Source organism: Mesoflavibacter profundi (assembly GCF_014764305.1).
GTDB lineage: Bacteria > Bacteroidota > Bacteroidia > Flavobacteriales > Flavobacteriaceae > Mesoflavibacter > Mesoflavibacter profundi.
Window position 1 is genome coordinate 1,608,954 of the sequence record NZ_CP061703.1, and the last position, 26,248, is coordinate 1,635,201.

The window sequence follows — 26,248 nt, forward strand, 5'->3', positions numbered from 1 at the left end:
TTAATTAAAATTTCCAAATAGCATAAAATTGCATGTAGTTGTAACTGTTTTTAAAATTTAAAACATATCTAGCACCAACACTTGGTCCAATTCTAGCAAAACCAGCAGTAGCTTCAAATAACAAACCGCTTCTTAAATTGGTAAAAGAAGATTTGCTTTGAGAAGTAGACGTTTCACTATTTATTAATGCGCCAGGAAGCATGTTTATATTTTCATAATCTTCTGTAGTAGTTGTAATATTCTCTTTTTGACTAACCGAAATCATACCTTGCAATCCTGCGCCTAAACCAATATAATTATTGACGTTATATCTTAATAAAACGGGAATTTCCCAATCTATATTGTTATATGTTGTAGATGTTGTTGTGCGTCTAAAAAGTAATTCTCCTGTAGCACTGTTATCTGTGAATTGTTCCGAAATTTGAGTATCAGCATCAAATTCATGAAAACTATTTAAAAACTCTACTTGCCAATACAATCGATACGATTTGTAAGGCGAAAGTGTTGCGCCAACAAAATAACTTTTTGAATTGTCTAAATCTAAAAAGTAATTATAACCAGCTTTTGCACCAATTGAAATTCCAGGCATAAATCTAGTGGTAGAATAATTGGTTATTACAGGATCATTTTTATCAAAAATAATAGCTGTTCTAGACTTAGTTTTTATTTTATGAAAGTTGTCACCAAATTTTATTTGATATTTTACAAAGCCTTTAGTCGAATCGTATTCTTTGACATTTTTTTGCTCGCTTCCAGGTAGGTAAATGTTTTTAAAGGTGAAAATGGCTTGTTTTTGTGTGTACGTAGTATCTAAACAACTGTATTCTACATCGTATTTTGGACAAATTTTTACTTTAGGATACATGTCTAAAACTTTAATCGAAGATTTATCGAAAATCTCCGGAATGTCCGTCTCTAAACGAATTGTTCTAGCAGGACCTTCGCCATTATTTTGAAATTTAATCTTAAATTTTGGCTTTTTATAGCGTACCAATCTATAATTTAATAAGAAAGCATTTGTAGACATTTTGTTTGGATCGTGTGACGTAACAATTTCCATTTCCATATCCTTTACATGATGTGTGTCTAAGTTAGAATCTGGAATATATATACCTCTTACTGTCACAATAGCGCTTGTATCTTTAACCATTTCTGGTGTTGTTTTTAAGGTGTAAAATACATTACGTTCTTCATTAGGTTCTATGTTTTCAAAAGTAAAAGAGGTACTATTATTGTATTTTGCTTTGGCTTCTTCTAAGGTTAATGCTAGATTTTCTTTTTTAGTTGAATCTTGAACTTTTATATGGTAGTTTGAAATAAAATCTTCGGTAGATGCTACATCCAAATGTTGATTTTTGGATTGGCTTACAACAAAGTCTGTTGTGTTAATAGTAGATTCGTTATGATACATTCTAGTATCTAAAATCTCAAAATTATCTGCTTTAAATTGTTTTTCGTTATAAAATAAAATCACTTTACCATTAGCCACATAATCTTTAGTGTTTTTATACTTTACAATTAATACTAGCTCTTCTTCTGGAATGGGTTCTCTATTACGCTCTAATTCAAAATTACTAATCATGCTTGCAGTATCTTTAGCATCTGGGTTAGCGTTATTTACTTTAATTTTTTTAGGTCTAGCAGTTGGTGTTTTTCCTGTGTCGTAATTATTAGTGCTCCAAACTTTAATTTCATACTCACCATTATTTTTAAAAGATTTAGTTGGCGTATTGTCTTTACTGTAAGTCCCATCGTCAAATTCCCAATAATTGGTGTAAAACGCTTTAGGTGCACCAGCAATCTGATTTAATGGCGGTGTAATTGGTGTAAATTTTATACTATCACCAATTACTTGATGTTGTATAGTTACAATTCTGTTAATTGTGTCTTGTTGTTTTTCTTGTTGTGCGACACACAAAAAAGTGGTTGTTAAAATGAATAAAAAAGTAATTAGTGGTTTCATTTTTATTGAAAGATTAAAGCAATTAAATGTAAGGATTATTATTTAGACATTTTATGTTTAATTGATAATCAGTAGGTTTTAAACTATTAACGGTTTTGGGTTTATTATAATTCGATAAAAAAAGCCAGAATTATATTCTGGCTTTTAAAAAAGTAGGTTTAATTATGGTAAAGCATTAATTAATGCGGTTAAAGATGCTTTTGTACCTGTAGTTGTTTCGTCTATATTAAAAGTAATTATATCATTTTCAGCTATAGTAACAGCTTTTACTGCATATCTCCAAATACCATTGTCTTCTGTTGCAAAAATAACGTGACATTCTAAACCAATTGGGATTTGACCATAATGTTCGCTAAATAAATTTAATGTTCCGTCGTAAGTATCTAAAGCAGCAAGTCCAGTATCTTCACCATCGTAAGATAAGTAAACAGCACTATTTGTATAGTTATAACCAACTGGAGCTTGAACTTGTATTTGTGTTTTAGGTCTTGGATCATTATAAAAACGATCTACGTTAGTCCATCCAAATCCTTCTAGTAATGTGTAATATTGTCCGCCTTCAGCAAAAACACCACCTTGTCCTGTAGCATTATCTACTTCGTCCCAAGTAAGTGTATCGTCTTCTTCAATAGTTCCTGTCCAAAGTACCATTTCGTTATCTGTACCGCCAGTAAGACTAGAAGGAACAATAAGGTTGATTAAGCAATTAGTGTCTAAAAGTTGACCATCTTTTGTGGCTTCTATAAAAAATTCGCCACCAGTTAAAAGCATTGCTTTGTCGCCATTAGGTAATCTACCCATTGTAGGTTTGTTGGTTGTAAGCATATTGCCTTTTTCAAAAATTTCTACAAATTCTATATCTACGTTTCCGCTAATTTCGTCACCGTTTAATGTTAAGCAATCACCGTTAATTCCTATTTGCACTCCGTTTTCTGAAGTTAAGGTGATGTAACCATCATCCGAGTTAAAACTAAAGTTTTGAGTAAGATCTGCTAAAGCTTCATCTTTAATGCTTTTAAACTCTTGTTCTGTTGCAGGAATATGTTCTACTGGTGGTAAATCGTTATCGTCTGTTGTTTTACAGCTACTAAATAATAAAGTAGTTAATAATAAAGATCCTAAAATGTGTTTTGAGTTGTTTAATAAAGTTTTCATGATTTTTAATTTTTATATGTTACACGTTTATATAAACTGGGTAAAGGTTTTGTTACCCTATTTTTTTACTTTTTTTTATTTTAATGTTTTGCTTGCTATTATTTTATAAGAGATTATGTCTCCTTTTGCGAGTAATTGAATCATCTTTTTTGCTGAAACTTCTGAAGTTGAAAATCCTTTAGCTTCACCTTTTTCACTTTTTACTTCCCAGAAGTACAATCTGCTTTGGTTTTTATTCAGTTCACTTTTTAAGATGAAATAGTTACTAATTTTTTGTTCCAAAACCACTTCGTTTTGGCTAACTAAATTGGCGCGTTTTTTAGCGTCAAATAAGGTTTTTGATGTGCCTCTAAATTCGCCTGTAGTAGTTTTTACATACCAATCGTAGACTTTTATTAAATCGTCTTTGGTCATTGTTACAATTGTTTCGTTGTTAGGATTGGTTGTAACTGTTGTAGCGTTTGCATGTAATATTCCAAATATTACGGTTGCGATAATTAAAATTGTACGTTTCATAATTTCTAATTTTTAAATTGTTGTTTCGTTTTAAGTTGTGTTGCCTTTTTGGCTAATTCACCCTTATATCAAATCCATTTAAAAATTGTTACCCTTATTTGTTCAACTTTTTTTAAATTCGTTTAAAACAAAGGGTTTATGAGCGTTAAAAAAGTACACGAAGACCAGAAGTATATAGATGGTTTGGTTAACAATAATTCATTTATCATTCAAGCTATCTATGATAAATTTGTACCTAAAGTGATTAACTATGTAAAACAAAATAGTGGTGATGAAGAGTATGCACAAGATGTAGTGCAAGACACGATTGTAATCATTTACAACCAAGCAACACAAAAAAACTTACAGCTTACTTGCCCTTTTGATGCGTATTTTTTCTTATTGTGTAAGCGTAAGTGGTTAAATACTTTAAAAAAACTTAATAATAAAGAGGTAACAATTAACGAAGAGGTGTTATCTAAAGATGACGACGCAGCTCAATTTGTATTTGAAACGTCCATTTTTGAAACCAAGCTAAACCTGTTTAATCAAATGTTTGATCAATTAGGTAAAGCTTGTAAAGACTTGCTAAATGCAACTTTTAAAATAAAATCTATGGAAGAAGTCGCAGCAAGCCTTAATGTAAGTTATGCTTATGCACGAAAGAAAAAATCGTTATGCATAGGACAATTAACAAAAATGGTACAAGAGTCGCCAACGTTTAATCAGCTAAATTATTAATGTTATGGAAGAACAAGATTACATCCTTTTTGAAGACTATTTATCAGGCAATTTAGATGAAAATGCTATAAATGCTTTTGAAACTAGATTAGAAACAGACAAAGCATTTAAGCAGTCTTTTAGTATATATAAAGATATTTCTGCACATTTAGAGCATGAAATTGGTAATGAAGAAAATGCTACAGATTTTAGAGCTAATTTAGATAATATATCTCATAATTATTTTTCAAAACTCAATACGCAACAAGAAGAAGTAAACGTGAAAAAATCTTCTGGTTTTTACAAGTTTGCAATAGCTGCAAGTGTAGCTTTGTTATTAGGTTTTTTTGTGTTTAATCAATTTTCTGGAGAACCAAATTATTCAGATTTTGCTAATTATGATCAAATTAGTTTGACAGTAAGAGGAACAAGTGACGCACTTTTAAATGAAGCTGAAACTGCATTTAACAGCAAAAATTATGAACAAGCAGAGCAGCTTTTTAATCAAATTTTAGAAGAAGATTCTAGTAATACTGAAATTCAATTTTATAAAAGCATCACGTTAATAGAGACCAATCAGTTTAGTGAAGCAGATGAATTATTAAAAGGAATATCTGAAGGTAATTCAATCTATAAAAATAAAGCGACGTGGTATTTAGCCTTAAGCAAATTAAAACAAGATAATTTAGAAGGTTGTAAAAATATATTAAAAAACATTCCTGAAGACGCCGAAGATTATAAACAAGCACAAAAATTATTAAATAAACTAGATTAAAAATCAATTTTAAATAACCCTTAAAAAGTCATCTTAAACAAGATGACTTTTTTACTTTTGCAACATGATAATTACAGATACACATACACATTTATATAGCGAAGCTTTTGACGAAGATAGAGAACAAATGATGCAACGTGCTTTGGACGCTGGAGTAACACGTTTTTTTGTTCCGGCAATAGATAGTACGTACACAGAAGGTATGTTAACTTTAGAAAAAAATTATCCAAACAATGTGTTTTTAATGACTGGTTTACATCCAACACATGTAAAAGATAATTATAATGAAGAATTAGATCATGTTGTAGACATGTTAGATAAGCATAAATTTTATGCTGTTGGTGAAATTGGTATCGATTTATATTGGGATAAATCTACATTATCAATTCAGCAAGATGCCTTTAGACAGCAAATACAATTGGCAAAGCAGCATGAGTTACCAATAGTAATCCATTGTCGTGATGCATTTGATGAGGTTTTTCAAATTTTAGAAGAAGAAAAAGCAGATAATTTATACGGTATTTTTCATTGCTTTACAGGAAGTTTAGAGCAAGCAAAACAAGCCATAAGCTATAATATGAAGTTAGGAATTGGTGGCGTAGCAACGTTTAAAAACGGAAAAATAGATCAGTTTTTAAATCAAATTGATATAAAACATATTGTTTTAGAAACCGATGCGCCTTATTTAGCGCCAACACCATATAGAGGTAAAAGAAACGAAAGTAGTTATGTTACTAGAGTATTAGAAAAACTATCGGATATTTATCAAATTTCAGAAGAAAAAATAGCAGAGATTACAACAGAAAATTCTAAAGACGTATTTGGAGTTTAAACAAAATAAATTTAAAATCGAAATGACTAAATCTATACCAAACATACTTTTAATTTATACCGGAGGAACAATCGGTATGATAAAAGATGCCGAAACAGGAGCTTTACGAGCTTTCGATTTTAATAATTTATTAAAACGAATTCCAGAATTAAAACTGTTAGATTGTAATATAGAAACCATTTCGTTTAAAGATCCAATAGATTCTAGTAATATGCAGCCAAAATATTGGACGCAAATTGCTGAAATTATTGAAAATAATTACGAAGATTTTGATGGTTTTGTCGTGCTTCACGGTAGTGACACTATGAGCTATACAGCATCAGCATTAAGTTTTATGTTAGAGCATTTAGCAAAACCAGTCATATTTACTGGATCACAACTACCAATTGGAGATTTACGTACAGATGCTAAAGAAAATTTAATAACTTCGATACAAATTGCATCATTGCAACATTACAATAAACCTATTATAAAAGAAGTAGGACTATATTTTGAATATAAACTTTACAGAGCAAATAGAACAACAAAAATAAATGCAGAACATTTCGAAGCATTTGCAAGTCTAAATTACCCAGATTTAGCCGAAAGTGGCGTTCATCTTAAAATTAACAATGAATATCTATGGAAACCAAATCCTAGAAAAGACTTAATTGTTCATAAACATTTAGATGAAAATATTGCGCTAGTAAAGTTATTCCCAGGGATTACACAACAAATATTAGAAACAATCTTTAATAGTAAAGGACTTAAAGGTGTAATATTAGAAACTTACGGAGCAGGAAATTGCTCTACAGAACAATGGTTTTTAGATTTATTAAAACAAACTGTAAAAAAAGGAATACATATAGTAAATGTCACACAATGTTCTGGAGGAAGTGTTATTATGGGACAATATGAAACTAGCGAAAAGCTTAAAAAAATTGGACTAATTTCTGGAAAAGACATTACAACAGAAGCTGCATTAGTAAAAATGATGTATTTGCTAGGTCAAAATATATCTCCTAACTTGTTCAAAACCATATTCGAAACCTCGCTAAGAGGAGAAATGTCTTAAAATTAACGTCTAAAATTTCAGCTTTAGAATAATTTTTTGTTATTTGCTACGCTGTAAGAATTGATAAATAATTACAGAGAGGTGGCCGAGTGGTTGAAGGCGCACGCCTGGAAAGTGTGTATGCGTTAATAGCGTATCGAGGGTTCGAATCCCTTCCTCTCTGCGTAGTTTTTTATTTTTTAATTACATTTTTTTTATATCTTTAACACTTTAACTAATAAAATTAAGAACAACAAAATGAAAAGATTATGTTCTATCCTAGCTATAGCATGTATTATGGCTTTCGGAACAGCTAACGCAACTGCAAATGCTGCAATGACAACTGCAACAACTGTAGTTTTATCTCAAGATGAACCTAGCGCTGATGCTCCAGCTGAGGAATTAGGTTTCCACCAAGAACTTAAAAAACGTTTTATTGAAGGTGGTCCAGGATTTATGGGGATTGTTTTATTATGTTTAATTCTTGGTTTAGCAATTGCTATTGAGAGAATTATCTTTTTAAATTTATCTACAACAAATTCTAAAAAATTAACTCAAGATGTAGAAGATGCATTACAATCTGGAGGTATAGAAGCTGCAAAAGAAGTTTGTCGTAATACAAAAGGTCCTGTTGCATCTATCTTCTACCAAGGTTTAGATAGAGCAGACGGAGATTTAGAAGCTGCAGAAAAAGCAGTAGTAGCTTACGGTGGAGTACAAATGGGACAATTAGAGAAAAACGTATCTTGGATTTCTTTATTTATCGCATTAGCACCAATGTTAGGATTCATGGGTACGGTAATTGGTATGATCCAAGCTTTTGATAAAATTGAAGCAGCTGGAGATATGCAACCATCATTAGTAGCAGGAGGTATTAAAGTAGCCTTATTAACTACAGTATTTGGTCTTATCGTAGCAATTATCTTACAAATTTTCTACAACTATATTATTGCAAAAATTGATAGCATTGTTAATGACATGGAAGATTCTTCTATCACTTTAATCGATATGTTATCTAAGTACAAGAAATAATTTAACTCAATTACTAACTTTAAAAAATTAAAGAACATGCACAAGATTTTAAAAATAGTTGCTTTAGTATTGAGTTTACTTGGAATAGGTTTATTAATAGGTATTTTAGCAACTGGTGACGAAGCTATTAAAGGTGGAGACAACGCTGTAGTAGACTATATGTCTTATGTTGCTTATATCGTATTATTTATAATCCTATTATTAGTAGTCATTTTTGTATTTAAAAATTTATTTTCAAATACTGGATCTCTAAAAAATACGTTAATAGGTGTAGGAGCATTCTTAGCAGTGCTTATTGTAGCCTATGCAGTATCAGGAGGAGACACTATGGTATACAAATACGGAGGTAACCCAGTTACTGAAGGCGAATCACATTTAGTTGGAGCTGGATTAATAGCATTTTATGTGTTAATCTTAACAGCAGCAGCAGCAATGTTATTCTCAGGTATTAAAAAATTAATTAAGTAATTATGGCAAAAAGATCAGCACCAGAAGTTAATGCAGGCTCTATGGCTGACATTGCCTTCTTATTATTAATATTCTTCTTAGTAACTACAACTATAGAAGTGGATTCTGGTATTAACTCTAAGTTACCACCAGATGAACCGCCAAAAGACGATGTAAGAATTAAGCAAAAGAATATCTTTACTGTAGAGCTAAACAAGAATAATCAAATGCTTGTTGAAGGAGACTTAATGGAAGTTAAAGATCTTAAAGCAGCAGCGATTAAGTTTATAGATAATGGTGGCGGACAAGGAGATGATAAATGTACTTATTGTAAAGGTGCAAAAGATCCTGCGTCTTCAGATAATCCTGGAAAAGCGATTATATCTATAACGCACTCTAGAGCTACAGATTATGAAACGTTTATAACAGTTTATGATCAATTAGTTAGTGCTTATTCAGAATTAAGAGAAAGATTAGCGCAAAAGCAATACAACCGTTCTTTTAAAGAAATGGAAGCCGCTTATGACGATTCTAAATCTCCTGATTTTAAAAGCGAAAAACTAAAAGATAAGATCGAGGATATCAAGAAAAAGTATCCTAGAATTATATCTAAAGCAGAACCTAAATTTTAATTAAAAACTATGTCAAAATTTAAAAAGAAAGGTAGTAATGAGCTACCAGCAATTTCTACAGCATCTTTACCGGATATTGTATTCATGCTATTATTCTTTTTCATGGTTGCGACCGTAATGAGAGACAATAGTTTGAAAATTAAAAACAATTTACCTTCTGCTGCAGATACAGAAAAATTAGGTCAGAAAAATTTAATCATGTTTATATACGCAGGTCCACCTAGTGATAGTTACAAAGACAGATATGGTACCGAAGCAAGAATTCAATTAAATGATAAACTTGCAAGCGTTAACGATATTGGAGCTTTTGTTGCTGCAGAACGTGCAACTAAACGTGAAGAAGAAATCCCTAAGTTAATTACTGCTTTAAAAGTAGATAAAGAAACAAATATGGGATTGGTTTCTGATATTGAACAGGCTTTACGTAAAGCCGGACAACTTAAGATTAATTACACTACTAAAAAAGGTAGTGCACTTAAATAGTAATACTCTTAATTTTATAACAAAAGGTGTTTTGATGTTCAAAACACCTTTTGTTTTTTATAACTTTATATAGTTTTATTGTTTTTATGAAAAATTTATTTATTGCCATTATTTGTTTTTTAGGGTTAACTTCTGTAAATGCACAAGATAATTCAAGCCCATTTCCGCAAGTTATAGATTCGCTATATAGAGAAGATCAATTTTATTTAGGTATAACGTATAACCTATTAAATAATAAGCCAAATGAAGTAAAGCAAAATGGTTTCTCTAGTGGTTTTAATTTTGGTTTTATTAGAGATATGCCAATAAATAAAAGAAGAAACAAATCTATTGGTGTTGGTTTAGGTTTATCATTCAATTCGTATAATCAAAACTTGCAAATTTCTTCTAACCAGAATAAACTAGGATATTCTATCCTGGATAATGATGAAATCAATTATTCTAAAAATAAATTTTATACCTCAGTTATTGAAATACCTATAGAATTTAGATGGCGAACTTCTACAGCTACTGAATATAGCTTTTGGAGAATATATACAGGAGTTAAATTAGGTTATGTATTTAATAGTTCTTCTAAATATGAAGGCGAACCAGATAATATCTATTTAAAAGATGTTAATAGCATTAATTCTCTTCAATATGGCCTTACTTTAAGTGCAGGTTATAATACTTGGAATTTTCATTTGTATTATGGTCTAAATAGTTTATTTGATGATACAGCTTTTGTCAATACTCATCAAATTAATAGCAATGCAGTTAAAATAGGTTTGATGTTTTATATTTTATAACCAATAATTTTCAGCAATTATTTGAGGTATAACGCCAATTAAAAGTCCTATAAATAATTCTCTTGGTGTATGTGCTTTTAAATATAACCTTGCTGTAGCTACTGTTCCAGTGATTAAAGACATTAGAGCTAAAGTTCCATTTATGTTCTTGCTAAAGTGTAATGCAAATCCAATAAAAAACATAAAAACACCACTTATGGCGACCATATGTAAACTAACTTTAAACTTAATAATATTAAGTACTAGAGCTGTAATATTAGAAATTAATACACCAATAAAGAAATAGTATAATTCGATTATTTGGTGAGAAGGAAATACTCTATATAATATTAAAAGAATAATAATAATATTAACTAATAAGGGTAAAATTCTTTCTTTGGTTGTTCTTAGATAAATAGAGTTAGCTTTACCTAAGGTTTTTAATAGATAAAATATTAAAATAGGTAGTAATACGGTTAATATAAAAAGAGAAATTATTTTAGCGTCTATCCATTGTTCTGGTATAAATCTTGGTGATTTATGGAAATAAAATACTACCGCAATTAAAGGCATTACAATAGGATGAAAAACAAACGATATGCAGTTAAAAAACCACTTCATTATATTGTTTTTCTAAGTCTTGCCACAGGAATGTCTAACTGTTCTCTATATTTTGCAACAGTCCTTCTAGCGATAGGATATCCTTTTTCTTTTAAAATTTTAGATAGAGCTTCGTCGGTTAAAGGTTTCTTTTTGTTTTCTTCTTCAATAACCGTTTCTAAGATTTTTTTAATTTCTCTAGTAGAAACCTCTTCACCTTGATCGTTAGTCATAGATTCTGAGAAAAACTCTTTAATTAATTTGGTACCATAAGGCGTATCTACATACTTGCTATTAGCTACACGAGATACGGTAGAGACATCCATATCAATCTCGTCAGCAATATCTTTTAAGATCATTGGTTTTAACTTACGCTCATCACCAGTTAAAAAGTATTCTTTTTGATAATGCATAATAGCACTCATCGTAACAAAAAGCGTTTGTTGACGCTGTTTAATAGCTTCTATAAACCATTTAGCAGCATCTAATTTTTGTTTTATAAATAACACTGCATCTTTTTGCTGTTTACTCTTTTCTTTAGACTCTTTGTAGCCTTTAAGCATGTTATTGTATTCTCTAGACACATGAAGTTCTGGAGCATTACGACCATTTAATGTAAGCTCTAATTCGCCATCTACTATTTTGATAGCAAAGTCAGGAACTACATGTTCTACAATGCGATTATTACCAGCATAAGAACCACCAGGTTTTGGATTAAGTCGCTCTATCTCGTGTATTGCATCTTTTAATTGCTCTTCATTGACATCAAACTTTTGCATTAACTTTTTGTAATGCTTTTTTGTGAATTTTTCAAAAGCTTGATCAATAATTTTTATTGCAAGTTCTACGTCAGGATGTTTTTCTTTGCGGTGTAATTGAATACTTAAACACTCTTGTAGACTTCTTGCAGCAACACCAGCTGGATCTAATTGTTGTACTTTTTTTAATACGTTTTCAACTTTAGTTTCATCAGTGTAAACACTTTGCGTAAAAGCTAAGTCGTCTACTATGTCTATTAACTCTCTTCTTATGTAACCGCTTTCGTCAACACTACCAACTAAAAATTCTGCAATTTCTCGTTCTTCATCATTTAATCTAAATGTGTTTAATTGATTGATTAAATGTTGTGTAAAGGTTGTGCCAGAAGCATAAGGTACATTCTTTTCATCATCGTCTGCACTGTAATTATTAGCGCTAGTACGATAATCAGGTATTTCGTCGTCGCTTAAATAATCGTCAACATTTATATCATCTGCAGTGATAGATTCATTATCATTATAATCCTCTTGACTATTATCAAAATTATCTTCGTAATCGTCAATTCTTTCTTCTTTACCAGTTTCTAACGCTGGATTTTCTTCTAATTCTTGCTTTAAACGTTGTTCAAAAGCTTGTGTAGGCAACTGTATCAATTTCATTAATTGAATTTGTTGCGGAGACAATTTTTGTGATAATTTGAACTGTAAATATTGTTTAAGCATAAAAAATGGGATGAATTATAAAAATAATAAAAAAATCCTACAAGGTTTGAAATTCCTGTAGGATTAAGATTTTTTTAAAACTCTGCGTTTTGTGGTGTTCTTGGATAAGGAATTACGTCTCTAATGTTTGTCATACCTGTTGCAAACATAACTAATCGTTCAAACCCTAAACCAAAGCCAGAATGCACTGCAGTACCGTATTTACGTAAGTCTAAATACCACCATAATTCTTCTTCAGGTATGTCTAATGCAGCCATTTTTTCTTTTAAAACGTCTAAACGCTCTTCACGTTGTGATCCACCTACAATTTCTCCAATACCTGGGAATAAAATATCCATTGCTCTAACCGTTTTTCCGTCTTCGTTTAAACGCATGTAAAACGCTTTTATATTTGCTGGATAATCAAATAAAATTACTGGACATTTAAAGTGTTTTTCAACTAAAAAACGTTCGTGCTCAGATTGTAAATCTGCGCCCCATTCTTCTATAATATATTTGAATTTTTTCTTTTTGTTTGGTTTACTGTTACGTAAAATATCGATAGCTTCTGTATAGCTTACGCGCTTAAAGTTGTTTTCTGTTACAAACTTTAATTTTTCTATAAGGCGCATTTCACTACGTTCTGCTTGTGGTTTTGTTTTTTCTTCGTTAAATAAACGGTCGTCTAAAAACTGTAAATCGTCTTGGCAATTTTCTAAAACGTAAGTGATCACACTTTTCATAAAATCTTCTGCCAAATCCATATTACCTGCAAGATCCATAAAAGCAACTTCAGGCTCAATCATCCAAAACTCTGCTAAGTGACGAGATGTGTTAGAGTTTTCGGCTCTAAATGTTGGTCCAAATGTGTACACTTTACCTAAAGACATAGCATACGTTTCAGCTTCTAATTGGCCAGAAACAGTAAGGTTAGTTTCTTTGCCAAAAAAATCTTCTTTATAATTAACGTCTCCGTCTTCTGTTAATGGTGGATTTTTAGGGTCTAATGCGCTTACGCGGAACATTTCTCCTGCACCTTCTGCATCACTTCCGGTAATGATTGGCGTGTGCATGTAGTAAAATCCGTTGTCATTAAAATATTTATGAATAGCAAAAGATAATGCAGATCTTAAACGCATCACAGCACTAAATGTGTTTGTTCTTGTGCGTAAGTGTGCATTTTCTCTTAAAAATTCAAACGTGTGTTTTTTAGGTTGAATTGGGTAAGTTTCTGCGTCCGAATCTCCTAAAATTTCAATATTTGTAACTGCAATTTCTACACTTTGTCCTTTACCTTGACTTTCTACTAAATCTCCAGTAATGGCAACAGCAGCACCAGTTGTAATGCGTTTTAAGATGTTTTCATCTGTATTTTCAAAATCTACAACACATTGTATGTTGTTAATTGTAGATCCATCATTTAATGCAATAAAACGGTTTGCTCTAAAGGTGCGTACCCAACCTTTTATATGTACTTCTTTAAAGTTTGTTTCGTTTAATAATGTAGCAACTGTATATTGGTTCATTGTTTTAAATTTTAGTTCAAAAATAGAGTTTTTTCTTTATTTTTCATCTGATATTGATGCCTCTTCATCGTCTTCTTCAGGAATAATATTTATTGAAGGTTCTTTTAATACTTCTTTATTGGCAATATTTCTTTCTAAAGATAAAAGTAACGATGGTAATAATAGTAAGTTAGATAGCATAGCAAAAAGTAACGTTACAGAAACTAATGCGCCTAATGCAACCGTACCACCAAAACTGGAAATGATAAATACAGAAAAGCCGAAAAATAACACAATTGAAGTGTAAAACATACTAACGCCGGTTTCGCGTAAAGCACCATAAACCGATTTTTTAATCTTCCAGTTATTGGCTTGTAACTCTTGTCTATATTTTGCTAAAAAGTGAATGGTATCATCTACAGATATACCAAAAGCGATACTAAATACTAATATTGTAGAAGGTTTAATAGGAACGCCTAAATAGCCCATTAATCCTGCAGTAACTACTAATGGTAACAAGTTAGGTATTAGAGACACCATAATCATCCTAAAGGATCTAAACATATAGGCCATAAATAATGAAATTAATAAAATGGCTAAGCTTAATGAAATGGCTAAGTTTTTAACTAAATATTTTGTCCCTTTTTGAAACACTAAAGCCTTACCCGTCATTGTTACATTGTAACGGTCTTTTGGGAAGGTATTATCTATTTTTTCTTGTAAATTTTCTTGAATACGCTCCATTCTATCTGTACCTATATCTTTCATAAAGGTTGTGATACGTGCGTATTGTCCTGTACTGTCTACAAAGTTGGTAAGTAGATCTACATTAGATGTAGAATTTTTAGCATAGCTTAATATAAAGCTGTTTTCTTGACTTGTAGGTAGTTGATAGTATTTTGGATTTCCGTTATAATAAGCTTGTTTAGAGTATTTTACTAAGTCAACAACAGAAATTGGTTTTGATAATTCTGGGGTTTCTCCAATAAATTCTTCAATTTTATCCATTCGTTTTAAGGTAGATAGCTTCATTACGCCTTGTTTGCGTTTGGTGTCTACCATAATTTCTAGAGGCATGATGCCATTAAATTCTTCTTCAAAAAAACGAATATCTTTAAAGAATTGTGCCTTTTTTGGCATGTCTTCTATCAAACTTCCAGAGATACGTATTTGATAAATACCGATGATACACATCACTAATAACACTAAAGACGTAATGTAAATAGTTATACGCTTTTCTCTTACCATATGCTCCATCCAATCTACAAAACCACCAATCCAACGTTTGTTTAGATGCTCTAAATGTCTTTGTTTTGGATAAGGTAAAAAGGTGTAAATTATTGGAATAATTAAAAGACAAAGTACAAATATGGCGAGTATACTTAAAGAGGCTACAACACCAAATTCTTTTAAAAGTTTACTTTCGGTTAGTATAAATGTTGCAAATCCAGATGCTGTAGTGACATTAGTCATTAGCGTAGCATTACCAACTTTAGTAATTACACGTTGTAAACTTTTTACTTTATTACCATGGGATTTTACTTCGTGCTGATATTTATTAATTAAGAAAATACAATTAGGTATACCAATTACTATTATTAATGGCGGAATTAATGCTGTAAGTACCGTGATTTCGTATTTAAGTAATCCTAAAAAACCAAGTGTCCACATTACACCAATACAAACAACAACTAAAGAAATTAATGTTGCTCTAAAGGATCTAAAAAACAAAAAGAAAATAAGCGATGTGACAACTAAAGCAGCAATTACAAACAGGTTAATTTCGTCTACTATGTTTTGCGCATTTAAAGTGCGTATATAAGGCATTCCGGATACACGAACCTTCATTTGGTTTGCTTTGTCAAAAGCTTCAATTTTTTCAACTAAATTGTTTAATACAAAGTCTTTTCTTGCTGGTGTATTTACTATTTCTTTTTTTAAGTAAATAGCTGTTCTAACAGTTTTTGTTTTTTTGTTGAAAAGGAAATTGTCGTAAAACGGATATTTATTAAATAGCTCGTCTTGAAGTGTGTCTATTTGAGCTATAGAGCTTATGCTGTCTTTAATAAATGGCGTTAGTTTAAATTTTTTTAAATCTGTATCCTTGACCAGTTTTTGTAAATCTTTTATAGAAACTACCGTTTCTACTTCTGGAGCAGTTTTAAAACTTTCAGATAAATTATTCCAAGCGTTAAGTTTTTCTACAGTAAATAAAGAACTGTCTTTAACACCAAGTACAATTAAATTTCCTTCTTCACCAAAAACTTTTAAAAACTCGTTGTATTTAATATTTACTTCGTGATCATCTGGTAAAAGATTTGCTTCAGTGTAAGTAAATCGCATGTATTTCCATTGCGTACTAAGTAAAATAGTAACTCCAACAATGGTTAATAAAATACCAATTTTATTACGTAATATTTTTCTAGCAATAAAATCCCAGAAGTTATTTGAAAATAGTTTTAACATATTCCTTTAAAAAATCATGCAAAGGTATGTAAAAGCTATGTATTTACTAAGGATATTTTAAATTTATAATGTTATATTAAAAGTGAATTTTAATGCAACATTATCTTCTACTTTTGGTAAATGGTAAGCGCCATATCTATAAGTTGCACTTAAGCCAAATCCAAAAAGTAATTTGTTTATTTCAAAACCACTTTCTGTATACCCATGATTTAAGGTGTTAAAAGTTATATTTTGATGTCTGGATTTGTTACGCATGTTACCAACTGCATATCTTGAAGTTAAGACTAACTGTGGTTTAAACCTTTGAGATATATTAAAGGGTTTAAAGTAATGTTTAACAATAAACGTGGAGAATTTATCCGAGAAAAATTCATTAAAATACATGGTTTCAAAACTGTTCAATCCAGCGACCGAAAACCGTTGCATTATGGTTTCTTTTCTAATGTTATTTGGATACGCATGATACAAATGGGTTAAAGGTGTTTCGCCTTCGGCAATTCCACCAGTTAATGTTAAAAGCGTATGCGAGTTGTTTTTATATGTTACTTTATGAATAGTCCTAAAATCTACTTTTGAAAAGTTGAAATTAGATCCTAATACAGACTTGTAGCTTTTTGTATATTGAAATGTAAATCTTGGAAAACCTTCTTTTTCTAGTGTTGTTTTATCCTCTGTTGTTTTATATACATCAAAAGGATTGTATTGCAAAGCTATTTTGGATGTAGACACTTCAAATCCATGGTAATTTTTATTATTTACAATAAAATTATAGCCATACGTTGGATTAATATTACTTGTTGCTAGTTGGACTTCGGTTAGAAGTTTAGGTGTTATTTCATGTTCTACAGATACTTTTGTTGTAATATGTTTATGAAATAAATCTATGTTTAATAAACGAGGCTCAAATAATTGAAAAAAACGTTTGTCTAAGATAAATTGAGTGCTTCCTGTTTCTTGTAAATCGTCTGTGTAAGATAGGTTAATCCAAGTGTTTGTTTTAGGAGCAACTCTAAATCCGCCACCTAAACTATATTTAATTTGTTTGTCTACAAAACCATAAACAACATAACCGTTTAAACGGTATTTATTAGAAAAATCTTCGCTAGTTTGTCCACCTAAACCAGTTCTAAATCCTTCGTATTGATTAAATTTTACTAAATATCTTAAGTCAATATCTAAGAATTTAGTAGGAAAAAATCCGTTACCTAATCTATTTAAAAAATTAGCTTTTCTTATAGAATCTTTTTCTACGCTTGTACTGTCTTTTTGTTGCGCTAAACTTAGATTAGTATTAAATAAAATAGCTAAAAGACTAATTTTGAAAATATGTGATAGTTTGATATGCATTAAAAAAGTCTACGTTTTGTAGACTAACGAAGGTATTAATAAAAAGATATAAAAAAAAGCGACAATTAAGTCGCTTTAATTAATTATACGGTCATGATCTCGGCTTCTTTTACTGTAAGTAGCTGATCAATTTTTTTAACGTAATTATCTGTAAGATCTTGAATATCTGTTTCGGCATTTTTTTGTAAATCTTCAGAAGCGTCTTCTAATTTCTTTATATCATTATTTGCTTCTTTTCTAGCATTTCTTACACCAATTTTAGCATCTTCAGCTTCAGATTTTGCTTGTTTTGCTAGGTCGCGTCTACGTTCTTCTGTTAAAGGCGGTACGTTTATTATAATAGTTTCGCCATTATTCATAGGATTAAATCCTAAGTTAGCATTCATAATAGCTTTTTCTATTTCTTCTAGCATGTTTTTTTCCCAAGGTTGTACACTAATAGTTCTACCATCTGGAGTATTTACGTTTGCTACTTGACTTAATGGTGTTTGAGAACCGTAATATTCTACCATTACGCTTCCTAACATTGCTGGACTAGCTTTTCCAGCTCTAATATTTAAAAATTCTTTTTCTAAATGTTTTACTGCTTTATCCATTGCTTCTTTAGCAGTATCTATTATAAATGTAATATCTTCCATAGTATTTAATTTTTTATGCTCTTTTCAAATATTAAGCCAAAATTAAAAATTATAAATTAACTTCTGTTCCTATATTTTCTCCAGAGACTACTTTAAGTAAGTTTCCTTTTTTATTCATGTCAAAAACAATAATAGGTAATTTGTTTTCTTGACTTAAAGTAAATGCAGTAGTGTCCATAACTTTTAAGCCTTGTCTAATTACATCGTCAAAAGTTATTTGATCAAATTTTATAGCAGATTTATCTTTTTCTGGATCTGCATTATAAATACCATCTACTCTTGTGCCCTTTAAAATTACGTCAGCTTCAATTTCTATAGCTCTTAAAACTGCTGCAGAATCTGTTGTGAAGTAAGGGTTACCTGTTCCGCCACCAAAAATCACAACACGACCTTTCCTTAAATGGCTTAATGCTTTTCTTCTAATAAAAGGTTCGGCAACTTCATTTATTTTAATAGCTGTCTGAAGTCTTGTTTTTACGCCAGCATCTTCAAGTGCACTTTGTAAAGCCAACCCATTAATTACTGTTGCTAGCATACCCATATGGTCACCTTGTACACGATCCATACCGTTGCTTGCTCCTGCAACACCTCTAAAAATGTTTCCGCCACCAATAACAATTGCAACTTCAACACCTTTATCGGTTAATAGTTTTATTTCTTCTGCGTATTCGGCTAATCGCTCAGGATCTATACCATATTGGCGTTTACCCATTAAAGCTTCGCCTGATAATTTTAGTAGAATTCTGTTGTATTTCATCTTTATTCTGAAAGTTTAGCAAAGCTACATAATTTTTTGAAATCAAAATATTCAATTTCGAATACTTTTTGATGCAAATAGACCAATGAGTAATATTGATAAATATGATTAAAAAATTGTCAATTTAACAATGTAACTCTTTAAAAAATAACAATTAATTAATATATTGCGCGACCCGAATCTATAAATGTAAATTATGAAAAAACTACTACTTAGTTTAGCTTTAATGGCTAGTTATTTAGGTAATGCCCAAGATTATCTAGATAAATCCATTAAGAAAACCGATCTTTCGGTTATTAAAAAATCCTTAAATAATTCTAGTTTTGAAGGTTTTACTAGTTCAGATCTTAACAATTGGTCTGTTCAAAGTGATGCGTCTTCAAGAATAGAAAATGGTTGGTACTATTACTTAGTACAAACTCATCAAGACATTCCTGTTCACGGAGCAATAGCAAATGTATTTGTTAATAATGGTACAGCTACAGTAAATAACATTGGTTTTGTAAAAGATTTAGCTTCTAAAGTTAATAGTACATCACCAAGTATTTCTGAGGTAGAAGCTATAAAAAAAGCAGCTATCGAAGCAGGTTTAAATGTACCTTCACAAGTAAAATTTCAATCTAAAGATGAATTAAAAAAAGAATCAACTTTTGCTTCTATAGAAGGTACGCAAAGCGAAGTTAAAGTAGCTTTAATGTATGAGCTTGTTAATCAAACTGATGTTAAATTAGTTTATGTTGTAAATTTAAATTTATCTAACGGTAAACACTGGTGGAATATAAGTATAGACGCTTCAACTGGAGAGTTTATTAGTAAGTATGATTGGGTTACAACTTGTACTTTTGAAGATCACAATCATACATCTAATACTGCAATACATAAAAAAGAAAACAACTTTTCATTATTTAAAAATGAAAGTGAAGAAAGTGTAATGGCTGGTGGATATAGAGTAATACCTTACTATGTGGAAAGTCCAAATCATGGTGATTTTGAATTTATTACAGATCCAGATAATGCTACAGCATCACCATCTGGATGGCATACAATAAATGCAACAAATTATACAACAACTAGAGGTAATAATGTTAGAGTATATGATGCATCTGGTGATACAACTGGACCATTTGGAGCAAATAATACTAATGGACCACAAACTAACCAAAGTAGTCCAGGTTTAGTTTTTGATTATGCTTATGGAGGACCTTATGTTGCTGCAGATAGTTATATGGATGCGTCTCAAACTAATTTATTTTATATGAGTAATGTTGTGCATGACATTTATTACTTATATGGTTTTGATGAAGCTTCTGGTAACTTTCAAGAGTTTAATTTTGGAAATGGAGGAACTCAAGGTGACTCTGTAGACGCAGACTGCCAAGATGGTAGTGGAACAAATAACGCAAATTTTGCAACTCCAACAGATGGAAATAATCCTAGAATGCAAATGTACTTATGGGATGTTGGTGCTTACAACCCAAATCCAATTATGAGTATAGATAATGGTGCGTTAGCAGGAGATTATCCAGCGTTAAATAACAATTTTGCTCCAGGTAAAGTAGATATTGCTTCAAATTTATCAGGAGAATTGGTATTATATCAAGATGCTATACCAGATAATACAGATGCTTGTGAAGTAGCGGTTAATGGAGCTGCTTTAAATGGAAAAATTGCAGTTGTAAGAAGAGGATCTTGTAACTTTACGGCTAAAGTAATTAATGCTCAAAATGTTGGTGCAATTGCAGTTTTAGTAGTTAATAATCAAGCTGGAGACATTACAATGGGTGGAGGAGATGCAGGTGTATCTATTCCTGCTTATAGTATAAATCAAGCTGATGGTGAAAATATTATTACAGAAATGCAATCAAACACTGTAAACATTACTTTTTACCCAGAACCAGGAGGATTTGTAAATATAGATGGTTCTTTTGATAACGGAATTGTTTCTCACGAGTATGGTCACGGTATTAATATTAGATTAGTTGGAGGTAGAAACAACTCTGGTTGTGTAAACGCTAACGAGTCTATGGGTGAAGGATGGGCAGATTACATTGGTAAAATACTTCAGCTTCGCGAAATTGATAACGGAATTGCTTTTTCTGGTGTAGGGACATTTGCTGTTGGTCAAGCACCAGATGGAGTAGGTATAAGACCAGCTCCTTATTCAGGAGATTTAAATAATAATCCAATGGATTACCAAATGTTGTTAAATGATACAGGTAATGCAACATTTACAATTCCTCATGGTGTTGGATCTGTTTGGGCTGGTATGCTTTGGGATTTAACTTGGGATTTAATTGCAATTCATGGGTTTGATCCAGATATATACAATTCTAATGGAACAGCTGGTAATGTAATAGCACTAAATTTAGTAGTAGAAGGATTTAAACTTACTGCATGTGATCCTGGTTTTGTTGATGGTCGTAATGCTATTTTACAAGCCGATCAAAATTTATATGGTGGTGCTAATCAGTGTGCTATTTGGTCTGCTTTTGCTAGAAGAGGATTAGGTGTAAATGCTAATCAAGGAAACACTAACTCTACATCAGATGGAAACGCAGATTACACACTTCCTAATGGTTTAGGATGTAATCCAGATTATTTAATTACTAATGGAGATTCTGGAGTTATAGAAGTTTGTGAAGGAACTTCATCGGTAACATTTGATTTTGTGTTTAACGAACAAAATGGTTTTGATACGGATACTGGATTTGCAGCATCTGGTTTACCAGTTGGAGCTAATGCTACATTTACTCCTAATACAATGAAAGATACAGGTTTATTTAGTATGGATGTAAGTAATCTTTCTGCTGGTACTCATACAATAACTATTACACCTGGAGGAAATGCTGCAAAAGCTATTACTGCTACATTAATTGTAAACCCTTATAATCCTGATTTAACAGATGGTGATACAGAATATAGTGTTGATGGTGGTGGATATACTTCTTTTGCTACAACTCAAACAATAACTGTTACAGCTGGTTCTAGCCTTGATTTAAGAGTGCCAAATGGAGCTTATGTTGGATCTGCTGTTTGGACTTCTCCAAACGGTACAACTTACAATTCAGATACGGTGTCTTTAACAGGTATTGTAGATGGTGATGTAGCAGTAGAAGGTAACTGGTCTGTAGATTTTACATTTACTAACGATTGTCCAAATTCAGGATTTGCTCCTCAGAATATGACATTTAATTTAGATGTAACAGAGACTTTATCTAACAGTGAATTTAATACTAATTCTTTTAAAGTTTATCCTAATCCTACAGATAATGTTGTGAATGTAACAACATCAAGTAACATAGAGTCGGCTAAATTTACTTTAGTAGACTTATTAGGAAGACAAATTAATCATAAAACAACTGTAACAAAACTAAATCAAAATACAATGCAATTTGATTTAAGTAATTTACAAAGTGGTGTTTATGTATTAAGCATTGTTGATAACGGAAACACTTCTGTATTCAAAATTATTAAAGAATAACATAACAAATAAACCCAGATTATTCTGGGTTTATTACCTTGTATAAAAAAAGCCTTTACAAATATTGTAAAGGCTTTTTATATAGATATTAGGTTAAAATTAACCTACATTTACACGTTTAAAGTCTGTGATTTCTACTTCTCCGTAAGATTTTACGTAATCTGCAACAGTCATTTTTTCGTCTTTGATAAACTTTTGATCTAATAAACATTGTTCTTGATCTAAAGTTGTATTATCAGAAATAAAACGTTCCATTTTACCTGGTAAAATCTTATCCCAGATTTGTTCTGGTTTACCTTCAGCTTTTAATTGAGCTTTTGCGTCTTCTTCAGCTTGAGCTAAAACTTCAGGAGTTAATTGAGACATAGAGATGTATTGAGGAACATTTTTTAATGTTTTTCCTAAACGCTCTAATTCTTCATTTTCTTTTTCAATAGCAGCAATTCTTGCTTCAGTTTCGTTTGCTACGTAAGCAGGATCAAAATCTTTGTAAGATAATGTTGTTGCTCCCATAGATGCAATTTGCATTGCTAAATCTTTAGCTAAAGTTTCAGCATTGTCTACAGCAGCCGAAAGTCCAACGATAGCAGCTATTTTGTTTATATGTACGTAAGAACCAACATAAGGAGCACTTACTTTTTCAAATGCATTGATGTCTAATTTTTCACCAATTACACCAGTTTGTTCTACTAATTTTTCAGAAACTGAAATTCCATTAAAATCTGAAGCTAAAAAGTCTTCTTTAGTATCAAAGTTAATAGCGTTATCTGCCATTTCGTTAGCTAAAGCAACAAATGATTCGTTTTTACCAACAAAGTCAGTTTCGCATCCTAATACGATAGCAACACCTGTAGTGTTATCGTCGTTTACTTTAGCGATAGCAGCACCTTCTGAAGAGTCACGATCTGCTCTTTTTTCAGCAACTTTTTGTCCTTTTTTACGTAAAACATCAATTGCTTTATCAAAATCTCCTCCTGCTTCAACTAATGCTTTTTTGCAGTCCATCATACCTGCACCTGTAGCTTTTCTTAATTTGTTTACTTCTGCTGCAGAAATTTTTACTTCACTCATAATAAGTTATTTTAAAAAAAAGTCGTTCAATTATTTTTCTACAAAGAAAAGAACTAAACGACTTATTAATGTTTGTAAATTGTTATTTTATTCTTCTTCGTCTTTTGTTGCTTTAGCTTTTTTAGGAGCTGATTTTTTGTCTGCTTTAGCAGCCTCTTTTTCAGCCTTTTCAGCTTTACGTTCGTTTAAGCCAGTTGTGATAGCTTCTGTAACGTGCGTTAAGATTTTATCAATAGATTTAGAAGCGTCATCGTTTGCTGGTATAACGTAGTCTACCTCACGTGGATCAGAGTTAGTATCTACCATAGCAAAGATAGGAATGTTTAATTTTTGTGCTTCTTTAATTGCAATGTGCTCACGCTTAATATCTACAACAAATAAAGCTCCTGGTAAACGTGTCATATCAACGATAGATCCTAAGTTTTTCTCTAACTTAGCTCTTAAACGGTCTACTTGTAAACGCTCTTTTTTAGATAACGTGTTAAATGTACCATCTTTCTTCATTCTATCAATAGTAGCCATTTTCTTGATAGCTTTTCTAATAGTAACAAAGTTTGTTAACATTCCACCAGGCCATCTTTCAGTAATGTAAGGCATGTTAATGCTGCTTGCTTTTTCTGATACGATGTCTTTAGCTTGTTTTTTTGTAGCAACAAATAAAATCTTACGACCAGATGCTGCGATTTTTGCTAACGCTGCACCAGCTTCGTCTATTTTAGCTGCTGTTTTATATAAGTTTATGATATGGATACCGTTACGCTCCATATATACGTAAGGAGCCATGTTTGGGTCCCATTTACGTGTAAGGTGACCGAAGTGTACACCTGCTTCAAGTAATTCTTTTACTTCTACTGCCATTTTGTAATAGTTTACGTTCTGTTGAATTAGCAATAATTAAGTGGTCATTTATTTAAATCGCCTTAATTATTTAGATGCTAAACTATACTTGCCTCTTAATAGGCTAAGTACAACAATAACTAGTTTAATTTTTTTGTTTTGTGCTAAATAAATTAGCAATGGTATTAACGTTTAGAGAACTGGAATTTCTTACGCGCTTTCTTCTGACCGAATTTTTTACGCTCTACCATTCTTGGATCTCTTGTTAATAATCCTTCAGGTTTTAAGATGCTTCTGTTTTCTGCATCTACTTCGCACATTGCGCGAGAGATTGCTAAACGGATAGCTTCTGCTTGTCCTGTAATACCACCACCATAAACATTTACTTTAATGTCAAAGTTTTCTACGTTTTCTGTTAAAGCTAACGGTTGTTTTACTTTGTACTGTAAAGTTCCTGTTGTGAAGTAGTCGTTTAAATCTTTTTTGTTAATCGTAATGTTACCATTTCCTTTTGCAACATAAGCACGAGCAACAGCGGTCTTACGACGACCAATTTTGTGAATTACTTCCATTACTTGAATTCGTTTAAGTTAATTGTCTTTGGTTTTTGAGCTTCGTGAGCATGCTCTGTACCAACTACAACGGTTAAATTACGGAATAAGTTTGCTCCTAATTTGTTTTTAGGTAACATACCTTTTACTGATTTTTCTACTAACCTTGCTGGATCTTTTCCAAACATTTCTGTAGCAGTTAAACTTCTTTGTCCACCTGGGTAACCTGTATGACGTAAGTAAGTTTTCTCCGTCCATTTGTTACCTGTTAAGTTGATTTTTTCTGCGTTAACAACAATTACGTTATCTCCACAATCAACATGTGGTGTAAAGCTAGGCTTGTGTTTTCCTCTTAAAAGTTTTGCAACTTTAGAAGCTAAACGACCTAATGTCTGACCTTCAGCATCTACTAAAACCCACTGCTTATCTACAGTAGCTTTGTTAGCTGAAATCGTTTTGTAGCTTAATGTGTCCACGTTATTAATTATTTTTTATTAAACATTCCTCTCTCAAAAAGAGTTTGCAAATTTACGATTATATATTTGATTACCAAATACTGCACTCACTTTTATTTGATAACTCTGTTGATATCTTTTTTTTAACTCATTTTTTTAGCTAAAAAATAACTAATGCTTTAATAATTAAGATTTAAGATTAAACTATTTTAGCTTTTTATTTAAGTTGAAAGGTTTATCGTAATTTTTCGACTTACCAAACACATTATTACATAATTTAAAACGTAGCTATTACAATGCTAACTTGGAAAGATATTATAAGTTTTACTGTAAAAGGTAATCCTGAACCAAATCATCGTGTTGAAAAATCCGATGAGCAATGGAAACAACAATTAACGCAAGATCAATATAGAATTACAAGATTAAAAGGAACCGAAGCGCCTCATAGCGGTGCATTATGTAGTGCTTTTGAAGCTGGACAATACAATTGTGTGTGTTGTGATTCGCCATTATTTGATTCGACTATTAAATTTAGCTCAGGTACAGGTTGGCCTAGTTTTACGCAGCCAATACAAACTAATGCTGTTAAATATGAAAAAGATTCGTCTTTTGGGATGATCCGTGTAGAAATTATGTGTAATACTTGCGATGCACATTTAGGACATGTTTTCCCAGATGGTCCAGAACCAAGTGGTTTGCGTTATTGTGTAAATTCAGAATCTTTAATTCTTAATAAAGAAGGATAA

General features: G+C 31.3%; 25 protein-coding genes and 1 tRNA gene. 12 read left to right on the forward strand and 14 right to left on the reverse strand.

The window, feature by feature from the left end; genetic code table 11:
* Nucleotides 1–4: 4 nt before the first annotated feature.
* The 3 genes from IFB02_RS07210 to IFB02_RS07220 form a co-directional block, all read right to left on the reverse strand.
* Nucleotides 5–1,963 carry a DUF7849 domain-containing protein gene (locus tag IFB02_RS07210; protein WP_191072586.1) on the reverse strand — a complete coding sequence of 653 codons (1,959 nt, stop codon included), beginning with the start codon at nucleotides 1,961–1,963 and terminating at the stop codon, nucleotides 5–7.
* Between the two features lie 162 nt (nucleotides 1,964–2,125).
* On the reverse strand, nucleotides 2,126–3,118 hold the full coding sequence (locus tag IFB02_RS07215) for a hypothetical protein (protein ID WP_106687410.1): 993 nt from the start codon (nucleotides 3,116–3,118) through the stop codon (nucleotides 2,126–2,128).
* Between the two features lie 75 nt (nucleotides 3,119–3,193).
* The gene (locus tag IFB02_RS07220; RefSeq protein ID WP_191072587.1) at nucleotides 3,194–3,634 is read right to left on the reverse strand and encodes a hypothetical protein; all 441 of its coding nucleotides are present in this window, start codon (nucleotides 3,632–3,634) and stop codon (nucleotides 3,194–3,196) included.
* A gap of 138 nt (nucleotides 3,635–3,772) precedes the next feature.
* Here IFB02_RS07220 and IFB02_RS07225 point away from each other — a divergent pair, with 138 nt between their 5' ends.
* From IFB02_RS07225 to IFB02_RS07270, 10 genes are all read left to right on the forward strand, one after another.
* Nucleotides 3,773–4,354, forward strand: a complete 582-nt coding sequence (locus IFB02_RS07225; protein ID WP_191072588.1) for an RNA polymerase sigma factor — start codon at nucleotides 3,773–3,775, stop codon at nucleotides 4,352–4,354.
* Between the two features lie 4 nt (nucleotides 4,355–4,358).
* The gene (locus IFB02_RS07230) at nucleotides 4,359–5,108 is read left to right on the forward strand and encodes a tetratricopeptide repeat protein (RefSeq protein ID WP_191072589.1); all 750 of its coding nucleotides are present in this window, start codon (nucleotides 4,359–4,361) and stop codon (nucleotides 5,106–5,108) included.
* 64 nt (nucleotides 5,109–5,172) lie between these two features.
* Nucleotides 5,173–5,940 (forward strand): TatD family hydrolase, encoded by a 768-nt coding sequence (locus IFB02_RS07235; RefSeq protein ID WP_191072590.1) that lies wholly within the window; start codon nucleotides 5,173–5,175, stop codon nucleotides 5,938–5,940.
* A gap of 22 nt (nucleotides 5,941–5,962) precedes the next feature.
* The gene (locus IFB02_RS07240; protein WP_191072591.1) at nucleotides 5,963–6,994 is read left to right on the forward strand and encodes an asparaginase; all 1,032 of its coding nucleotides are present in this window, start codon (nucleotides 5,963–5,965) and stop codon (nucleotides 6,992–6,994) included.
* A 75-nt stretch (nucleotides 6,995–7,069) separates the two neighbouring features.
* Nucleotides 7,070–7,157 (forward strand) — tRNA-Ser (locus tag IFB02_RS07245).
* Nucleotides 7,158–7,231: 74 nt separating this feature from the next.
* Nucleotides 7,232–8,005: a MotA/TolQ/ExbB proton channel family protein gene (locus tag IFB02_RS07250; RefSeq protein ID WP_191072592.1), complete on the forward strand. Its 774-nt coding sequence runs from the start codon at nucleotides 7,232–7,234 to the stop codon at nucleotides 8,003–8,005.
* A 36-nt stretch (nucleotides 8,006–8,041) separates the two neighbouring features.
* A complete protein-coding gene (locus IFB02_RS07255; protein ID WP_191072593.1) occupies nucleotides 8,042–8,473 on the forward strand; it encodes a hypothetical protein in 432 nt (143 codons plus the stop codon).
* 2 nt (nucleotides 8,474–8,475) lie between these two features.
* Nucleotides 8,476–9,084: an ExbD/TolR family protein gene (locus IFB02_RS07260; RefSeq protein WP_191072594.1), complete on the forward strand. Its 609-nt coding sequence runs from the start codon at nucleotides 8,476–8,478 to the stop codon at nucleotides 9,082–9,084.
* A gap of 9 nt (nucleotides 9,085–9,093) precedes the next feature.
* Entirely contained in the window at nucleotides 9,094–9,567 is a 474-nt protein-coding gene (locus IFB02_RS07265; RefSeq protein ID WP_191072595.1) for an ExbD/TolR family protein, read from the forward strand.
* An 86-nt stretch (nucleotides 9,568–9,653) separates the two neighbouring features.
* Nucleotides 9,654–10,355, forward strand: a complete 702-nt coding sequence (locus IFB02_RS07270) for a porin family protein (RefSeq protein WP_191072596.1) — start codon at nucleotides 9,654–9,656, stop codon at nucleotides 10,353–10,355.
* On the opposite strand, the gene IFB02_RS07275 is transcribed toward IFB02_RS07270, so the two are convergent.
* From IFB02_RS07275 to pyrH, 7 genes are all read right to left on the reverse strand, one after another.
* Complete coding sequence (locus tag IFB02_RS07275; protein ID WP_106687399.1) at nucleotides 10,350–10,955, reverse strand: hypothetical protein; 606 nt, start codon at nucleotides 10,953–10,955, stop codon at nucleotides 10,350–10,352. The two genes, IFB02_RS07270 and IFB02_RS07275, sit on opposite strands and share 6 nt — an antisense overlap.
* On the reverse strand, nucleotides 10,955–12,415 hold the full coding sequence (rpoN, locus tag IFB02_RS07280) for an RNA polymerase factor sigma-54 (RefSeq protein ID WP_191072597.1): 1,461 nt from the start codon (nucleotides 12,413–12,415) through the stop codon (nucleotides 10,955–10,957). Before rpoN ends, IFB02_RS07275 begins: the two co-directional genes overlap by 1 nt.
* 74 nt (nucleotides 12,416–12,489) lie before the next feature.
* A complete protein-coding gene (gene asnS / locus IFB02_RS07285; RefSeq protein WP_191072598.1) occupies nucleotides 12,490–13,920 on the reverse strand; it encodes an asparagine--tRNA ligase in 1,431 nt (476 codons plus the stop codon).
* A 36-nt stretch (nucleotides 13,921–13,956) separates the two neighbouring features.
* Complete coding sequence (locus tag IFB02_RS07290) at nucleotides 13,957–16,365, reverse strand: efflux RND transporter permease subunit (protein ID WP_106687396.1); 2,409 nt, start codon at nucleotides 16,363–16,365, stop codon at nucleotides 13,957–13,959.
* 63 nt (nucleotides 16,366–16,428) lie between these two features.
* Nucleotides 16,429–17,712 carry a DUF5686 family protein gene (locus tag IFB02_RS07295; RefSeq protein WP_223878821.1) on the reverse strand — a complete coding sequence of 428 codons (1,284 nt, stop codon included), beginning with the start codon at nucleotides 17,710–17,712 and terminating at the stop codon, nucleotides 16,429–16,431.
* Between the two features lie 83 nt (nucleotides 17,713–17,795).
* The gene (frr, locus tag IFB02_RS07300; protein ID WP_106687395.1) at nucleotides 17,796–18,350 is read right to left on the reverse strand and encodes a ribosome recycling factor; all 555 of its coding nucleotides are present in this window, start codon (nucleotides 18,348–18,350) and stop codon (nucleotides 17,796–17,798) included.
* Between the two features lie 49 nt (nucleotides 18,351–18,399).
* On the reverse strand, nucleotides 18,400–19,107 hold the full coding sequence (gene pyrH, locus IFB02_RS07305) for a UMP kinase (RefSeq protein WP_106687394.1): 708 nt from the start codon (nucleotides 19,105–19,107) through the stop codon (nucleotides 18,400–18,402).
* Nucleotides 19,108–19,303: 196 nt separating this feature from the next.
* Here pyrH and IFB02_RS07310 point away from each other — a divergent pair, with 196 nt between their 5' ends.
* Nucleotides 19,304–22,588: a M36 family metallopeptidase gene (locus tag IFB02_RS07310; protein WP_106687393.1), complete on the forward strand. Its 3,285-nt coding sequence runs from the start codon at nucleotides 19,304–19,306 to the stop codon at nucleotides 22,586–22,588.
* A gap of 99 nt (nucleotides 22,589–22,687) precedes the next feature.
* Here IFB02_RS07310 and tsf read toward each other — a convergent pair whose 3' ends face one another.
* The 4 genes from tsf to rplM form a co-directional block, all read right to left on the reverse strand.
* Nucleotides 22,688–23,659, reverse strand: a complete 972-nt coding sequence (gene tsf / locus IFB02_RS07315; RefSeq protein ID WP_106687392.1) for a translation elongation factor Ts — start codon at nucleotides 23,657–23,659, stop codon at nucleotides 22,688–22,690.
* An 87-nt stretch (nucleotides 23,660–23,746) separates the two neighbouring features.
* On the reverse strand, nucleotides 23,747–24,517 hold the full coding sequence (rpsB, locus tag IFB02_RS07320) for a 30S ribosomal protein S2 (RefSeq protein ID WP_106687391.1): 771 nt from the start codon (nucleotides 24,515–24,517) through the stop codon (nucleotides 23,747–23,749).
* Nucleotides 24,518–24,681: 164 nt separating this feature from the next.
* Nucleotides 24,682–25,068 carry a 30S ribosomal protein S9 gene (rpsI, locus tag IFB02_RS07325; protein ID WP_106687390.1) on the reverse strand — a complete coding sequence of 129 codons (387 nt, stop codon included), beginning with the start codon at nucleotides 25,066–25,068 and terminating at the stop codon, nucleotides 24,682–24,684.
* A complete protein-coding gene (gene rplM, locus IFB02_RS07330; protein ID WP_106687389.1) occupies nucleotides 25,068–25,523 on the reverse strand; it encodes a 50S ribosomal protein L13 in 456 nt (151 codons plus the stop codon). The genes rpsI and rplM overlap by 1 nt, the downstream gene beginning before the upstream one ends.
* A gap of 275 nt (nucleotides 25,524–25,798) precedes the next feature.
* On the opposite strand from rplM, the gene msrB reads away from it, so the two are divergent.
* Nucleotides 25,799–26,248 (forward strand): peptide-methionine (R)-S-oxide reductase MsrB, encoded by a 450-nt coding sequence (gene msrB, locus IFB02_RS07335; protein ID WP_106687388.1) that lies wholly within the window; start codon nucleotides 25,799–25,801, stop codon nucleotides 26,246–26,248.

Bases quoted from the DNA above. Each gene is read 5' to 3' on its own strand.
- IFB02_RS07210 (WP_191072586.1), bottom strand. From the start codon at position 1,963: ATGAAACCACTAATTACTTTTTTATTCATTTTAACAACCACTTTTTTG.
- IFB02_RS07215 (WP_106687410.1), bottom strand. From the start codon at position 3,118: ATGAAAACTTTATTAAACAACTCAAAACACATTTTAGGATCTTTATTA.
- IFB02_RS07220 (WP_191072587.1), bottom strand. From the start codon at position 3,634: ATGAAACGTACAATTTTAATTATCGCAACCGTAATATTTGGAATATTA.
- IFB02_RS07225 (WP_191072588.1), top strand. From the start codon at position 3,773: ATGAGCGTTAAAAAAGTACACGAAGACCAGAAGTATATAGATGGTTTG.
- IFB02_RS07230 (WP_191072589.1), top strand. From the start codon at position 4,359: ATGGAAGAACAAGATTACATCCTTTTTGAAGACTATTTATCAGGCAAT.
- IFB02_RS07235 (WP_191072590.1), top strand. From the start codon at position 5,173: ATGATAATTACAGATACACATACACATTTATATAGCGAAGCTTTTGAC.
- IFB02_RS07240 (WP_191072591.1), top strand. From the start codon at position 5,963: ATGACTAAATCTATACCAAACATACTTTTAATTTATACCGGAGGAACA.
- IFB02_RS07250 (WP_191072592.1), top strand. From the start codon at position 7,232: ATGAAAAGATTATGTTCTATCCTAGCTATAGCATGTATTATGGCTTTC.
- IFB02_RS07255 (WP_191072593.1), top strand. From the start codon at position 8,042: ATGCACAAGATTTTAAAAATAGTTGCTTTAGTATTGAGTTTACTTGGA.
- IFB02_RS07260 (WP_191072594.1), top strand. From the start codon at position 8,476: ATGGCAAAAAGATCAGCACCAGAAGTTAATGCAGGCTCTATGGCTGAC.
- IFB02_RS07265 (WP_191072595.1), top strand. From the start codon at position 9,094: ATGTCAAAATTTAAAAAGAAAGGTAGTAATGAGCTACCAGCAATTTCT.
- IFB02_RS07270 (WP_191072596.1), top strand. From the start codon at position 9,654: ATGAAAAATTTATTTATTGCCATTATTTGTTTTTTAGGGTTAACTTCT.
- IFB02_RS07275 (WP_106687399.1), bottom strand. From the start codon at position 10,955: ATGAAGTGGTTTTTTAACTGCATATCGTTTGTTTTTCATCCTATTGTA.
- rpoN (WP_191072597.1), bottom strand. From the start codon at position 12,415: ATGCTTAAACAATATTTACAGTTCAAATTATCACAAAAATTGTCTCCG.
- asnS (WP_191072598.1), bottom strand. From the start codon at position 13,920: ATGAACCAATATACAGTTGCTACATTATTAAACGAAACAAACTTTAAA.
- IFB02_RS07290 (WP_106687396.1), bottom strand. From the start codon at position 16,365: ATGTTAAAACTATTTTCAAATAACTTCTGGGATTTTATTGCTAGAAAA.
- IFB02_RS07295 (WP_223878821.1), bottom strand. From the start codon at position 17,712: ATGCATATCAAACTATCACATATTTTCAAAATTAGTCTTTTAGCTATT.
- frr (WP_106687395.1), bottom strand. From the start codon at position 18,350: ATGGAAGATATTACATTTATAATAGATACTGCTAAAGAAGCAATGGAT.
- pyrH (WP_106687394.1), bottom strand. From the start codon at position 19,107: ATGAAATACAACAGAATTCTACTAAAATTATCAGGCGAAGCTTTAATG.
- IFB02_RS07310 (WP_106687393.1), top strand. From the start codon at position 19,304: ATGAAAAAACTACTACTTAGTTTAGCTTTAATGGCTAGTTATTTAGGT.
- tsf (WP_106687392.1), bottom strand. From the start codon at position 23,659: ATGAGTGAAGTAAAAATTTCTGCAGCAGAAGTAAACAAATTAAGAAAA.
- rpsB (WP_106687391.1), bottom strand. From the start codon at position 24,517: ATGGCAGTAGAAGTAAAAGAATTACTTGAAGCAGGTGTACACTTCGGT.
- rpsI (WP_106687390.1), bottom strand. From the start codon at position 25,068: ATGGAAGTAATTCACAAAATTGGTCGTCGTAAGACCGCTGTTGCTCGT.
- msrB (WP_106687388.1), top strand. From the start codon at position 25,799: ATGCTAACTTGGAAAGATATTATAAGTTTTACTGTAAAAGGTAATCCT.